The 12,634-nt window shown below is 69.6% G+C and carries 13 protein-coding genes and 1 pseudogene; 7 read left to right on the top strand and 7 right to left on the bottom strand.

Going from position 1 to position 12,634, the window contains the following annotated elements:
- Positions 1–91: 91 nt before the first annotated feature.
- From KVF89_RS19695 to KVF89_RS19675, 5 genes are all read right to left on the bottom strand, one after another.
- Entirely contained in the window at positions 92–358 is a 267-nt protein-coding gene (locus KVF89_RS19695; RefSeq protein ID WP_257427922.1) for a DivIVA domain-containing protein, read from the bottom strand.
- Between the two features lie 11 nt (positions 359–369).
- On the bottom strand, positions 370–1,299 hold the full coding sequence (locus tag KVF89_RS19690) for an oxidoreductase (RefSeq protein ID WP_257427921.1): 930 nt from the start codon (positions 1,297–1,299) through the stop codon (positions 370–372).
- A 19-nt stretch (positions 1,300–1,318) separates the two neighbouring features.
- A complete protein-coding gene (locus tag KVF89_RS19685) occupies positions 1,319–2,134 on the bottom strand; it encodes a maleylpyruvate isomerase family mycothiol-dependent enzyme (protein ID WP_257427920.1) in 816 nt (271 codons plus the stop codon).
- A gap of 405 nt (positions 2,135–2,539) precedes the next feature.
- A complete protein-coding gene (locus tag KVF89_RS19680) occupies positions 2,540–3,637 on the bottom strand; it encodes a family 43 glycosylhydrolase (protein WP_257427919.1) in 1,098 nt (365 codons plus the stop codon).
- 94 nt (positions 3,638–3,731) lie between these two features.
- Positions 3,732–5,612, bottom strand: coding sequence for an acyl-CoA dehydrogenase (locus tag KVF89_RS19675; protein WP_257427918.1), 1,881 nt, complete (start codon positions 5,610–5,612; stop codon positions 3,732–3,734).
- A 207-nt stretch (positions 5,613–5,819) separates the two neighbouring features.
- Between KVF89_RS19675 and KVF89_RS19670 the strand changes: the two genes are divergently transcribed.
- Positions 5,820–6,278, top strand: a complete 459-nt coding sequence (locus KVF89_RS19670) for an RrF2 family transcriptional regulator (RefSeq protein WP_257427916.1) — start codon at positions 5,820–5,822, stop codon at positions 6,276–6,278.
- A gap of 18 nt (positions 6,279–6,296) precedes the next feature.
- On the opposite strand, the gene KVF89_RS19665 is transcribed toward KVF89_RS19670, so the two are convergent.
- On the bottom strand, positions 6,297–6,965 hold the full coding sequence (locus KVF89_RS19665) for a hypothetical protein (protein WP_257427914.1): 669 nt from the start codon (positions 6,963–6,965) through the stop codon (positions 6,297–6,299).
- A 119-nt stretch (positions 6,966–7,084) separates the two neighbouring features.
- Here KVF89_RS19665 and KVF89_RS19660 point away from each other — a divergent pair, with 119 nt between their 5' ends.
- Entirely contained in the window at positions 7,085–7,537 is a 453-nt protein-coding gene (locus KVF89_RS19660; RefSeq protein WP_257427913.1) for a nuclear transport factor 2 family protein, read from the top strand.
- 52 nt (positions 7,538–7,589) lie between these two features.
- Positions 7,590–8,081: an FBP domain-containing protein gene (locus KVF89_RS19655; RefSeq protein ID WP_257427911.1), complete on the top strand. Its 492-nt coding sequence runs from the start codon at positions 7,590–7,592 to the stop codon at positions 8,079–8,081.
- On the opposite strand, the pseudogene KVF89_RS19650 reads toward KVF89_RS19655, so the two are convergent.
- Positions 8,082–8,531, bottom strand: a pseudogene (locus KVF89_RS19650) (DUF2461 domain-containing protein); the annotation flags it as partial.
- Between the two features lie 534 nt (positions 8,532–9,065).
- On the opposite strand from KVF89_RS19650, the gene KVF89_RS19645 reads away from it, so the two are divergent.
- The 4 genes from KVF89_RS19645 (at position 9,066) to KVF89_RS19630 (ending at position 12,395) form a co-directional block, all read left to right on the top strand.
- Positions 9,066–10,076, top strand: coding sequence for an ABC transporter substrate-binding protein (locus KVF89_RS19645; RefSeq protein WP_257427909.1), 1,011 nt, complete (start codon positions 9,066–9,068; stop codon positions 10,074–10,076).
- Positions 10,073–10,879, top strand: coding sequence for an ABC transporter ATP-binding protein (locus KVF89_RS19640; RefSeq protein ID WP_257427908.1), 807 nt, complete (start codon positions 10,073–10,075; stop codon positions 10,877–10,879). Before KVF89_RS19645 ends, KVF89_RS19640 begins: the two co-directional genes overlap by 4 nt.
- Positions 10,866–11,750, top strand: a complete 885-nt coding sequence (locus KVF89_RS19635; protein WP_257427907.1) for an ABC transporter permease — start codon at positions 10,866–10,868, stop codon at positions 11,748–11,750. Before KVF89_RS19640 ends, KVF89_RS19635 begins: the two co-directional genes overlap by 14 nt.
- Positions 11,751–11,867: 117 nt before the next feature.
- Positions 11,868–12,395 (top strand): HD domain-containing protein, encoded by a 528-nt coding sequence (locus KVF89_RS19630; protein WP_257427905.1) that lies wholly within the window; start codon positions 11,868–11,870, stop codon positions 12,393–12,395.
- The last annotated feature ends 239 nt before the right edge of the window (positions 12,396–12,634 follow it).

Raw genomic sequence — 12,634 nt, 5'->3', positions numbered from 1 at the left:
GTAGGTGGGCGAGGTGAGCGCCCACATCCTCCGACGGTCCCGTCGTCCCCGACTTTGGTCGGGGATAGCCGGTACGTCGACCGGACTCGCCTCAGACCTCCGTGCGACGAGTCACCTCGGCGAGGAGGGCATCGACCTCCGACCGGTCGTAACCCTCCCGCCACCGGGTGGTCCGGAGGGCGGCCGCATCGATGAGGGGCCGAACCGGGCGCCCGGCCTCCACCTCCTCCACCAGCCGGTCGAGCAGTGCGTCGACATCGCCCATGTGGTAGCCGTGCACCACACGCACCGGCTTGAAGCGTGCGGCGCGGATGAAGGCCGGCAGGCCGGCGTGCCGGTCCGGAAAGTACCGGTTCATCCCGTCCACCATCACGGATACCGCAGGTCCACGGTCTCCTCGCTGATCTCCCACAGCCTCCGCGCGTGGCCGGCGTTCCGGGCGAGCTTGCTGCGCCCGACCGTGCGGGGATGGCCGGTGAGCTGCCGGAAGCCGCTGGGCCCGACGAAGGTGTTGCCGGGCAGGTCGGCGGTCGCCGCCATGAGGGACGGCCAGGCGCCCGCCTCCGCGGACTGCGAGACGGCCTTGACGCCGGCGTCGAGGATGGCGGCGATGCCGCCGGAGGAGCGGCCGTACTGCCCGTTGGCGGCGAGGTGGGTGCCGGCGAAGCCGGGATGGGCGGCGAGCGCGCGGACCGGGAGGTCGGCGTCACGGAGACGGCGGTCGAGCTCGGCGGTGAAGTAGAGGTTGGCGAGCTTCGACTGCCCGTAGACGCGCCACGTGTGGTAGCGACCGGTCTGCTCGCGCGGGTCCCCGAGCGGTGCCTTGCCGGCGAAGTTGTGGAACAGCGAGGCCACGGTGACCACGCGCCCGTCGGCGCTCTGGACGAGCTGCGGCAGCAGCAGGCCGGTCAGCAGGAAGGGGCCGAAGTGGTTCGTGGCCATCTGCAGCTCGAGACCGTCGGCGGTGCGGGAGTACTTCGTGCCCATCACGCCGGCGTTGTTGACGAGGACGTCGATCGCACCGACCTGCGCCACCGCCGCGGCCGCGGTGCGGACCGAGCTGAGGCTCGCGAGGTCGAGGTGCAGGGCCTCGAGCTGGGCGTCGGCGACGTCCGCCCTGATCGCGGCGACCGTCTCCTCCACCTTCGCCGGGTTGCGCCCGGCGAGGATCACCCGGGCGCCGCGGCGGGCCAGCTCGAGCGCGGTGTGGTGCCCGAGTCCGCCGAGGGTCGGCCCCGTCACCACGACGGTGCGGCCGGTCTGGTCGGGCAGGTCGGCGACATTCCAGCTGTCGGTCATCGTCTTCCTTCTGCGGCTGCTACGGCGTGGTGGCGAGCCCGGCGACGATCCGCTCGCCGAGCTCCTGGTCCCCCGAGATGATGACGGCGCCGGGCGCGGCCGCGCGGCGACCGCCGGCGAGCACGATGAAGCTCTCCCGGTCCATGGCGAGCGACACCGTCGGCTCGTCCGGTACGCCGTCCAGCCGGTGCGCGCGGCCGTCGTCGCCCACCCGCACGGCGGTGGGCGCGCTGCCCTCGACGGCGAGCACGGCCGTCGTACCGGCCGGCGGGGCGGCCCGCTTGCCGACGACGAAGCCGAACGCCTCGACGAGGTAGTCGGCCGTGTGCCGGGCGCCCGGCGTGTCGAGACCGCCGGGGCGACCGACCGCGCGGCGGATGTCCTGCTCGTGCATCCACAGGTCCAGCGGACGGTTGCGCAGCAGGGTGCGGGTGTTCCAGCCGATCAGGCCGAAGATCCCGTCGGCGGCGGCGGCCGGGTCCTCCGGCGGCGCCGCGGCGAGCGCGGCGCGACGGGCTCCGGTCGACGTACGGATCTCCTCGACGATCGATGCCGGGTCGCGGTCGCGGCGGGTGACCACGCCGATCTCGGTGAACTGTCCCATCGGCCCGGTGACGTGCGACGGGGCGCCGATGTCGGCGGTCTCCTCCGGCCCGCCGGCCAGGATCGACTCCAGGTGGGCGGTGTGTGAGGCGACCGCCTTCACGTCCCATCCGGGGAGGTCGGTCGGCGCGCTCCAGTCGTCGGGGCCGAGCTCGTCGAGCAGTGCCACGAGGTCACCGACGCTGCTCCACCAGTTCTCGACGTAGCCGGCCAGGAGGTCGCGGTCGCTCATGTCTCCGACCCTACCGACCCGGGCAGCGACCAGCGGCGGGAACGCCGGTCGAGGAGGCGCCGGGAGCGAGGAACGAGCGACGCGCTCGCGCTCTCAAGCTCCGCCGCCGGCCGTCGCGGGAAGCGACGCCGACGGAGTGGAGAGAGCGAGGAACGAGCGACCGGAGCGGAGGAGGCGAGCCCTTCCGCGAGCCGGCTGTCTTGCCGCCAGGCGGACCCGGGCGCCTACGTAGCTCGACTGCGTGCGCGGCAGCGCGGCGCGAGGAACGAGCGACCGGAGCGGAGGAGGCGAGCCCTTCCGCGAGCCGGCTGTCTTGCCGCCAGGCGGACCCGGGCGCCTACGCAGCTCGACTGCGTGCGCGGCAGCGCGGCGCGAGGAACGAGCGACGCGCTCGCGCCATCCCACTCAGTAGGGCGTGGGAACGCGCGCCGGGACACCCTTGCGGGTGAGGTACTTCCTCACGGTCGGTACGCCGGCCGGGAACGTCAGCCGCGCGGCGTACATCGCCCGCCGGCCGAACCGCTCGCCGCCGTTCCACGCCCAGTAGCTCGCGCCCTTGGGCTTGGAGGAGTGCAGTCGCACCCAGCCGTGGAAGTAGAGCGTGGTGCGGCCCTTGTGCTTGAGCACGTCGCCGCCGGCCGGACCGCAGAGACCCTCGGTGATGGTCCGGTCGAGCAGGATCGCCGGCACCGAGGCGGACCAGTCCGTCAGGGACGGGGACTGGCGCCAGGTCTGCTGGTAGGAGCAGCGGGCGAAGTCGCCCTCGGAGGCGAAGAGGTAGTAGCCGCCGGCGTTGCGCAGCAGCACCGGGTTCTCGATGACGCCCTCGGCCCGCACCAGCTCCACGCTCGGGTTGGCCGGGTCCTGGCCGGTACGCACCCGACGCCCGTTCCTGCTCAGCGGCAGCAGCCGGATCGACGAGGGCCTGCCGTCGGTCTTGTAGACCAGGTAGTTCTGCTTGCCCTCGGTGTAGAGCGACGGGTCGATCACCCCACGGCTGGGCAGGTCCGGGGTCGCGACCGGGTCCTGGGCGGTCGGCACCAGCGCTCGGGACGGGCAGACCAACGGCCGCTTGCCGACCGGCTTGAACGGGTCGAGCGCCTTCTTCGCCACCGCGACGCCGATGCAGCGCCCGAACTCACCGAGCCCCGCGACCGGGACGGCGAAGTACAGCACCCACCTGCGCCCGACCTTCGCGATGTCCGCGGCCCAGATGCCGCCCTGCTCGGCGGCCCACGCCGGCCGCCGGGTGAGCACCGGCTGCTCGTAGCGCCAGGTCCGGCCGGGATCCTTGTACGCGCGGTTGATCTGCGGCCCGGTCGCCACCACGACCATCCGCTTGCCGACCATCGCGACGCTGGGATCGCCCACGTTTCCGTTGAAGAACGGCTCGGGGTAGCGCTCCTGCCTGTCGTCGGCCCGGGCCGGCGTACCGCACAGGGTGAGGACCAGCGCGGCGAGGACGGCGAGGACGCAGGCGAGGCGTGGAGCAGGTCGAGACACCCGCAGACCATAGGCCACACCGCCCCGCCGGCGTACGACGACGGCCGCCCCGGTTGCCCGGAGCGGCCGTCGTACGTGGTGGGTCAGCTCGCGATCAGAACGCGGCCTCGTCGAGGTCCATCACGTCCAGGCCGGTGGCCTGGGCGATCTTGAGCTCGGCCGAGATGCGCGGCAGGTTGAGCTGCGCGAACCACTGGGCCGCGGCGACCTTGCCCTCGTAGAAGGACCTGTCGGAACCGGCGTCGCCGCCGAGCTTCTCGAGCGCGACCTCGGCGCCCCGCAGCAGCAGCCAGGCGCAGACCACGTCGCCGAGCGCCATGAGGACGCGGGTGGTGTTGAGGCCGACCTTGTAGATGTTGCGGATCTCGTCCTGGGCGGACATGAGGTCGTTGATCATCAGGCTCACGATCGCCTCGGCGTCGGCAAGGGCGGTCGCGAGCAGCTCGCGCTCGTTCTTCAGCCGGCCATCGACAACACCGTCCGCCTCGGCCCCGCTCTCGATGAACGTCTTGATCTCCGTCGCGAGGTGGCCCAGTGCCTTGCCCTGGTCCTTGACGATCTTGCGGAAGAAGAAGTCCTGGCCCTGGATCGCGGTGGTGCCCTCGTAGAGGGTGTCGATCTTGGCGTCGCGGACGTACTGCTCGATCGGGTACTCCTGCAGGAAGCCCGAGCCACCGAAGGTCTGCAGCGACTCGGTGCCGAGGAGCACCCACGAGCGCTCCGAGCCGTAGCCCTTGACGATCGGCAGCAGCAGGTCGTTGACGGCCTCGGCCAGCTCGTCGCGCTCGCCGGCGGCCTTGGCCCGGTAGACCGTGTCCTGCCAGGTCGCGGTGTAGAGGACGAGCGAGCGCATCGCCTCGGCGAACGACTTCTGGGTCATCAGCGAGCGGCGTACGTCGGGGTGGTGGGTGATCGTCACGCGCGGCGCGGTCTTGTCGGAGGCCTGCGTGAGGTCGGCGCCCTGGACCCGCTCCTTGGCGTAGTCGAGCGCGTTGAGGTAGCCGGTCGACAGGGTCGCGATGGCCTTGGTGCCCACCATCATCCGGGCGTTCTCGATGACGTCGAACATCTGGCGGATGCCGTCGTGGACCTCGCCGAGCAGCCAGCCCTGGGCGGGCTCGCCGCCGCCGACCTGCGGGTCGCCGAAGGTGAGCTCGCAGGTGTTGGACACCTTGATGCCCATCTTGTGCTCGACGTTGGTGACGTAGACGCCGTTGCGCTCGCCGGTCAGCTCACCGGTCTGGTGGTCGAAGTGGTACTTCGGCACGAGGAAGAGGGAGAGCCCCTTGGTGCCCGGGCCACCGATGCCCTCGACGCCCTTCGGGCGGGCGAGGACGAGGTGCATGATGTTCTCCTGCAGGTCCGACTCGGCGCTGGTGATGAAGCGCTTGACGCCGGAGATGTTCCAGGAGCCGTCCTCGTTGGGCGTGGCGTAGGTCTTGCCGGCACCCACGTCGGAGCCCGCGTCGGGCTCGGTCAGCACCATGGTGGCGCCCCACAGGCGCTCGACCATGATCTCGGCGATGCGGATGTCGCGCGCGACGCCGTTGGCGTTCTTGAAGACGACCGAGCCCATCGACGGGCCGGTGCAGTACATCCAGATCGGCGCATGCGCACCGAGCACCATCTCGGCGCTGCCCCAGACCAACGACGGCGGCGCGGTGGTGCCGCCGATCTCCTCCGGCAGGCCCAGGCCCCAGAAGCCGGACTCCATCCAGGTGTCGTACGACTTCTTGAACGACGCCGGCACGGGTGCCGTGTTGGTCGTGGGGTCGAACACCGGCGGGTTCCGGTCCGAGTCGACGAAGGAGGCCGCGAGGTCCTCGCGGGCGATGCGCTCCACCTCGGAGAGGATCTCGCGCGCGGTGTCGGCGTCCATCTCCTCGTAGAGGCCGGTGCCGAGGTACTCCTGCACGTTGAAGAGCTCGAAGAGGTTGAACTCGATGTCGCGCAGGTTGCTCTTGTAGTGGCTCACAGTTCCCACCATTTCCAGGGTTCGGAGAGGGTTCTCATTGGCTGCTACTCGCCAGTAACTTCATCATACGGGGGGTGCTAGCTGCGGGCAAGCACGGGGGTGGCGTCGTCGCTCACACCGCGCCGGAGGGCGCCGTCGCGTGGCACCGCGGCCGCGAACCACGCCTAGGTCGACTGAGTCGATCGAGCAATCTGACAGACTGTGCTCATGCGCGTCTCCGCCAAGTCCGACTACGCACTGCGGGCCCTGATCGCCATGGCGAGCCGGTCCGACGGTCGAGCGGTGAGCGCCGAGGAGCTGGGCCGGCTCCAGGACATCCCGCACGGCTTCCTCCAGGCGATCCTCGCCGACCTGCGCCGCGCGGGCATCGTGATGTCCCAGCGCGGCCAGTCCGGCGGCTGGCGGATGGCCCGCGAGGCCACCACGGTCTCGGTCGCCGACGTGATCCGCGCCGTCGACGGCCCCCTCGTGTCCGTCTACGGGCTGCGCCCCGAGGCCGTCAACTACAACGCGGCCGCCGAGGTCCTCCAGCACGTCTGGATCGCCGCCCGCCGCGCCCTGCGCGAGGTGTTCGAGGACGTCTCGATCCAGCAGCTCGCCGACGGCGAGCTTCCCGACACCGTCACGTCGCGCACGGCCGACGACGACGCCTGGGCCCCGCACTGACGACTCCCGGGCCTCGGCTCAGGCCGCGCTGTTCAGCTTCCGCTTGAGCTTGCGCCGCCTGCGGTCCAGCTCCTCGAGCCGGACCTCGAGCGACGCGTTGCGCCGGGCCAGCCGCTCGACCTCACGCAGCGCCGCAGGGAGGGTCTGCAGGGTCGCGGACGCGCGCGGCACGCCGTCGAGCCGCAGCGACGCCGTGCCGAAGCCGACGAGCCTGCCGAACGCGGTCCAGACCTGACCGGGCTCGAGGCCGTCGGTCTCGATGACGTGCAGGCGCTCGGGCTTGCGGCAGGCGACCTGCCAGCTCGCGGCCGCGACGCTCTCGTCATCGAGACCCGTGGTGAGGACGACATGGATCTGGTGGCCGGCGAGTGCGTCGACGAGGAGCGCGACCTGCTCGGGGCCGGCGGCGGCGAGGAGCGACTGGCTGAAGACGAGGTCGCAACGGCTCTTGCGGGCGCGGCGGACCAGGCGGGTCCACTGCCCCTCGACGTCGGCCCGCTTGAGCCCCCAGTCCTTGTGGGTGCGGGTCATCTCGACGGCGGCCCGGAAGCTCTCCGCGGTCGACTGGGCGAGGGAGGCGACGCCGAGCTCGACGAGCGCCGCGTGGTGGTGGGCGAGGGCGGACTCGACGACATCGCCCGCACCGGGCATGCCCACGTGGATCCAGGCCTTCTGCTTCTTCGCCATGCTCGCACCGTGGCAGGCCCCGATGAGCGGTCCGTGAACGGCCGGCGACGCGCAGCGGTCAGGCAGGCGGGCAGACGGCAGGGGTAGAACACGTTCTAGATTCGCCCTACGATGGCCGCATGATCACCTCCGACGCGATCGTCTGGAACGCCCCCAACGACCCGCACCCGGCGCGCGCGGCGTCCCAGCGGTCCTACTCCGCCGTCGCGAAGGGCGACCTCGCCGAGTGGCTCACCGTGTACGCCGAGGACGCCGTGCTCGAGGACCCGGTCGGCCCGTCGATGTTCGACCCCGAGGGCAAGGGGCACCACGGGCACGCCGGCATCTCGGCGTTCTGGGAGAAGGCGATCGCGCCCATCGCGACCTTCGAGTTCCAGATCAACGACTCGTTCGCCAATCCCGGCGGCAACACCTGCGCCAACATCGGCCGGATCAAGACGTCCTTCCCGGACGGCTCGCACACCACGACCGACCTGATCATGGTCTACGTCGTCGACGACGACGGCCGCGTGAAGTCGATGAAGGCGTTCTGGGAGCCCGACCGCACGATGGCGAGCTTCACCTCGGCGTGAGCCGCCCGCCGCGGACGAAAATAGGTGGCGCGGGCTCCTAGGGTGGATCGACGTGGAACCCCTCACCGAGCAACAGATCCGCGCGTCCTTCGTGAACTGCTCGAAGGGCGAGGCGAAGCGGCTCAACGTGCCGCGCGACCTGTCCGCACAGCCATGGGAGCACCTGGACTTCCTCGGCTGGCGCGACCCGCAGTCCCGGGTGCGGGGGTACGTCGTCGCGGAGGTCGACGGGGCGCCGTACGGCATCGTGCTCCGCACGACCGACGGCAGCGCCGGGATGCCGCGCAAGAACCTCTGCGCGCTGTGCCTGACGCCGCACGGCTCCGGCGGGGTGACCTTGATGGTGGCCCCGCGGTCCGGGAAGGCGGGGCAGAAGGGCGACTCCGTCGGCACCTACATCTGCGCCGACCTGCAGTGCTCGCTGTACGTCCGCGGCAAGCGGGTCAGCGACCAGGGACGACTGCCGGAGTCGCTCACCCCCGAGCAGCAGGTCGAGCGGCTGACGGACAACCTGGCGGCCTTCCTGCGCCGCGTGCGGGGCTGATCACTCCGCGATCGCGTCGGCGACCCAGGTGACGAGCGGGCGCAGCCGGCGCCAGTCCTCGCGGACCCGGTCGAGCAGCTCGGCGGTGTGCACGAACGGCTCGAATCCGTAGGACCGCATCCCCAGCACGGTCTTCATCTTGAGCAGCTCGATGCGCGGGTGCTCCTTGTCGTAGCCGCGAGGCACGGTCTTGAGCCGCTCGCCGGCCACCTCGAAGCCACCGCGCTCCAGGTCGCGCAGGATCCGCTGCAGGACCTTGCCGGTCCTCTCCTCGGCCATCGCCTCGCGCAGCCGGGCCAGATGGGCCCCGGAGGCCTCGTAGATGCCGCCGCCCACCCGGACACCAGGCGCCGCCACCTCGACGTACCAGCCGGTCGCCGGGCCGACGCCCACGAACGCGCCCTGGTGGGTCTTGTACGGCGTCTTGTCCTTCGCGAAGCGGACGTCGTCAGGGCAACGGAAATCGTTGACACCATCATATCCCGCATGCCAACATGGCGTATCGCTTGATGTGAATGATGTCCTTCAAGCGGTCGAGATGTAGATCGACGGTCCCGGTGATGCCGAGTGCCCCGGTGGCCGACCTTTCTGCTGACGTATCCAATCGTTCGATGCACGCCATGAATCGCGCGTGACGGACGCTACGTCAGAGAGGAGTCGATCCGAATACATCATCATCTGTTGCGACTCATCCCCTATGGGTCGCACCCGCCACTCAGCAACAGGACCTCGTCGGCCGTTGCTGAAACCGCGACACCCCGTCTCTGATACGACGTCGTTCCCGCGACGTCAATTCGTGACCCTCTGATTCTGGGCGCGAGCCTTTTTGGCGACCTCCCAGCAAATCCAATCGCTGCCTACAAGTGAGGAACTATGAAGACCATTTCAAAGTTTGCGCTCAGCGGATTGACCGTTGTTCTCGGATTGACCATAAGTGCGTGTGGCTCGGGCTCGAACGCTGCCGACAAGTCGGCCCGTCAACCAGTGGAAGGCGCTACCGACACCGCGGGCTACGCCCCGGACGACGCGGCATGTCAGCGGAACAAGGACGCAGGGAAGATCACCTACATCTCGTCCTACAGCTACGCCGCCAGCGGCTCGATCATGGACGTCTTCATGGCGCGGGACCTGGGCTACTACGACGCCCTGTGCCTCAACGTCGAGATGAACACCGCCGGCGCGTCGGGCCAGCAACTGGTCAACGCCAACAAGGCCCAGTTCACCTCCGTGGGGTCGGCGCCCAGCGTCCTGGACACCGTGGTGAACGCCGACAACATCACCGCAGTGGCGACCTACGGCACCACCGACCCCCACTGCATCCTGGCCAACAAGGACATCAAGACCCTCAAGGACCTGGAGGGCAAGCGGCTCGGCTACTTCACTCAGGTCGCCCCGGTCGCCCGGGCACAGCTCGCCAAGGCCGGCGTCGACCTGGACAAGGTGAAGTTCATCAAGATCACCAACTACGACCCGACCATCGTCACCCGCGGCACGATCGACGCCGAGATCGCCTACGCGTCGAGTCAGTGCGCCAGCCTCAAGGACCAGGGCATCGAGTTCAGCGAGTTCCTGCCGGCCGACGCAGGCGTCGAGAGCACCTACAGCGTGATGGAGGTGAACTCGACCTTCCTGGAGGAGCACCGGGACACCGCCGCCGACTTCATGCGGGCCACGTTGAAGGCGCTCCAGTACTGCCTGGACAACGAGGACAAGTGCGTGGAGCACGTGACCGAGCTGGCCGCCGAGGACAACCAGGGCGACTCGTTCCCGTTGGACCAGCAGAAGCGAACCTGGGCCGTGGAGTCGCAGTGGATCCGGGACAGCACGGTCAAGCCGCTGGGTGCCCACACCCGTGAGGAGTGGGAGGCAGCCGCTGCGCTGACCCGGGAATTCAGCGACGTGAAGGAGATCCCGGATCTTGACACCGTGGTCGACTTCGACCTGGTGACGGACTTGTACGACGCCGACGGCGTGCTGATCTGGCCCGGCGAATGAACGCGGCACTGACCACCGCGGGCGCCGAGGTCACGGCACGAGGAGTCACCAAGAGGTTCGGCGTCCGGGGCCAACCGGTCACGGTCCTCGATGACGTCGATCTGCGCATCGCCCCGGGCGAGTTCGTCTCGGTGATCGGTCCCAGCGGCTGCGGCAAGTCCACGCTGCTCCGCATCATCGCCGGCCTCCTGGACGCCGACGAGGGCTCGGTCGCGATCAACGGCGAGACAGTTCCTCAGGCGATCCGCCACAAGACGATGGGACTGGTGCCGCAGACCCCGGCCCTGCTGCCGTGGCGCTCGGTGCGCGACAACGTCCTGTTGCCCACTCAGGTGAACACCGCTGCCAACGCGGGCCGCAACCTGTTGGACGTCGACGAGCTGCTCACCTCCTTCGGCTTGGGCAACGACCTGCGCAAGTACCCGCGGCAGCTGTCTGGTGGCATGCAGCAGCGCGTCGCGATCGCACGCGCCTTCGTGTTCGACCCGCCCGTCCTGCTCATGGACGAGCCGTTCTCGGCCCTGGACGAGATCACGCGCGACCAGCAACGACTGGGGCTCCTGGACTTCTGGCAGTCCAACCGGCGGTCGGTCATGTTCATCACGCACTCGGTTCCCGAGGCGATCCTGCTCTCGGACCGCGTGGTGCTGATGGCGGCTCGACCGGGACGCATCGCCGAGGTCACCGAGATCGACCTGCCCCGACCCCGGGACGAATCGGTGTTCCTGAGTCCGCAATTCCGTGAGTACGAGATCCGCATCCGCGAGGGGCTGAGGAGGGTGATGAAGAATGTCGAGCACTGAGAAGGTAGCCAGCGCGATCGTGGAGCTGGAGCAGGCTCGTCAACCAGGTGCCGAGAAGGCCGCCGGAAAGTCCGTGACGAGGGCGGTGCCCAAGGTCTCTGCCTGGACGCGCTGGCGTTTCGGTCTCTGGATTCCCCCGCTGGTCACCTTTGTGCTGCTGGGCATCGCCTGGGAGTACGTGGCCCACTCGAATCCCTTCGTCATCCCGCCTTTGGGAAATATCGCCGAGAGCATCGCCAACGACCCGAGCGCCTATTGGAACAATCTCCTGGTCACCCTGAAAGAGGTGGCTGTGGGAGGCGGCGCTGCCATCGTCCTGGGTTATCTTCTGGCCGTTCTGATGTGCGAGTTCAAGATTCTGGAACGCGCTCTGATGCCGGTCGTGATGGTCATCATGGTGACCCCGGTCATCGCGATTGCTCCGGCCCTGGTGGTGGCCTTCGGATTCGGCATGCTGCCCAAGTACATCGTCACCATCATCGTGGCGATCTTCCCGATCCTGATCAACTCGCTGGCCGGGCTCAGGGCGGTGGACCCGGGCACGCTGGACGTGCTCCGCGTGGTCGACGCGAGCAGGTGGGAGATCTTCTGGAGGCTACGGCTCCCGGGGAGCATGCCGTACTTCTTCGCCGGCCTGAGGATCGCCATCCCCTTCGCCATCATCGGGGCCGCGGTCGCCGAGTTCGTGGCTGCCGGCGAGGCCGCAGGGTTGGGAGCCATGATCTCCATCGCCGCATCCCAGGCGAACCTCGAAGTGACCTGGGCCGGAATCTCGATGTTCTGCGTGCTGGGCCTGCTCTTCGTCGCTGTGTTGACGCTCCTGCGCCGACGGGTCCTGTGGTGGGACAACCACGGCCGCGCCCCCAAGTAGTGCCGGAGCCGGCCAGAGGACCGCGCGGACGGGCGGCCGGCAGTGACGTTCAAGAGTCCACAGATGAGTGAGAGAAGAAGGTGTTTCGTTGTGAGTTCTGGAGTCAAGTTCACCAGCATGATCGAGTCCACGAAGGAGGACTGGGACCTCATCACGCCGGGCTGGGCGACCGAGCAGAGCAAGGTGCCCGAGCACGCCCTGCAGATGTTGCGGACCCTGGGGGACGCCAAGGGTGAGTTCCCGATCACTCGGCTCGAGCACTCCCTGCAGACGGCCACCCGCGCCGAGGAAGATGGTCGGGACGAGGAGTACATCCTCTGCGCGCTGCTGCACGACATCGGGGACGTGATGGCTCCGGCCAACCACCCCGACATCGCCGCGGCGATCCTGAAGCCGTTCGTCTCCGAGGCGAACCACTGGATGGTCGCCAACCATGACGTCTTCCAGGGGTACTACTTCTGGCACCACCTGGGGTGGGACCGCAACACCCGGGAGAAGTTCCGCGGCTCCGAGTACTTCGAGTACACCGAGGAGTTCTGCTTCAAGTACGACCAGGCCGCGTTCGACCCGGACTACGTGAGTGCCCCGCTGGAGCACTTCGAGCCGTTGGTGCACAAGATCCTGTCCCGCAGGAACTCGTTCTGACCGGTGGGGGGTCGGGGGCGGCGCGGGGCCGCCCCCCCCCCCCCCGCGGGGGCCCCGGCCCGGGGGGCCGGGGGGGTGGGTGGTATAGGGAGACCCGGGGGGGGGGGTAGGGGGGTGTGGGGGGGGGGGGGGGGGGGGGTGGGGGGTGGGGGGGGGGGGGGGGGGGGGGGGGGGGGGGGGGGGGGGGGGGGGGGGGGGGGGGGGGGGGGGGGGGGGGGGGGGGGGGGGGGGGGGGGGGG

Origin of the sequence: Nocardioides carbamazepini, assembly GCF_024614185.1 — a bacterium.
GTDB lineage: Bacteria > Actinomycetota > Actinomycetes > Propionibacteriales > Nocardioidaceae > Nocardioides > Nocardioides carbamazepini.
Note: the sequence above shows the minus strand (reverse complement) of the source record. Positions and strands in the feature narration are given on the sequence as shown.

What these genes read in the sequence shown, in the direction of transcription:
- KVF89_RS19685 (WP_257427920.1), bottom strand. Translation starts at nt 2,134, where the DNA reads ATGAGCGACCGCGACCTCCTGGCCGGCTACGTCGAGAACTGGTGGAGC.
- KVF89_RS19660 (WP_257427913.1), top strand. Translation starts at nt 7,085, where the DNA reads ATGATCACCTCCGACGCGATCGTCTGGAACGCCCCCAACGACCCGCAC.
- KVF89_RS19630 (WP_257427905.1), top strand. Translation starts at nt 11,868, where the DNA reads ATGATCGAGTCCACGAAGGAGGACTGGGACCTCATCACGCCGGGCTGG.
- KVF89_RS19665 (WP_257427914.1), bottom strand. Translation starts at nt 6,965, where the DNA reads ATGGCGAAGAAGCAGAAGGCCTGGATCCACGTGGGCATGCCCGGTGCG.
- KVF89_RS19670 (WP_257427916.1), top strand. Translation starts at nt 5,820, where the DNA reads ATGCGCGTCTCCGCCAAGTCCGACTACGCACTGCGGGCCCTGATCGCC.
- KVF89_RS19695 (WP_257427922.1), bottom strand. Translation starts at nt 358, where the DNA reads ATGAACCGGTACTTTCCGGACCGGCACGCCGGCCTGCCGGCCTTCATC.
- KVF89_RS19640 (WP_257427908.1), top strand. Translation starts at nt 10,073, where the DNA reads ATGAACGCGGCACTGACCACCGCGGGCGCCGAGGTCACGGCACGAGGA.
- KVF89_RS19635 (WP_257427907.1), top strand. Translation starts at nt 10,866, where the DNA reads ATGTCGAGCACTGAGAAGGTAGCCAGCGCGATCGTGGAGCTGGAGCAG.
- KVF89_RS19690 (WP_257427921.1), bottom strand. Translation starts at nt 1,299, where the DNA reads ATGACCGACAGCTGGAATGTCGCCGACCTGCCCGACCAGACCGGCCGC.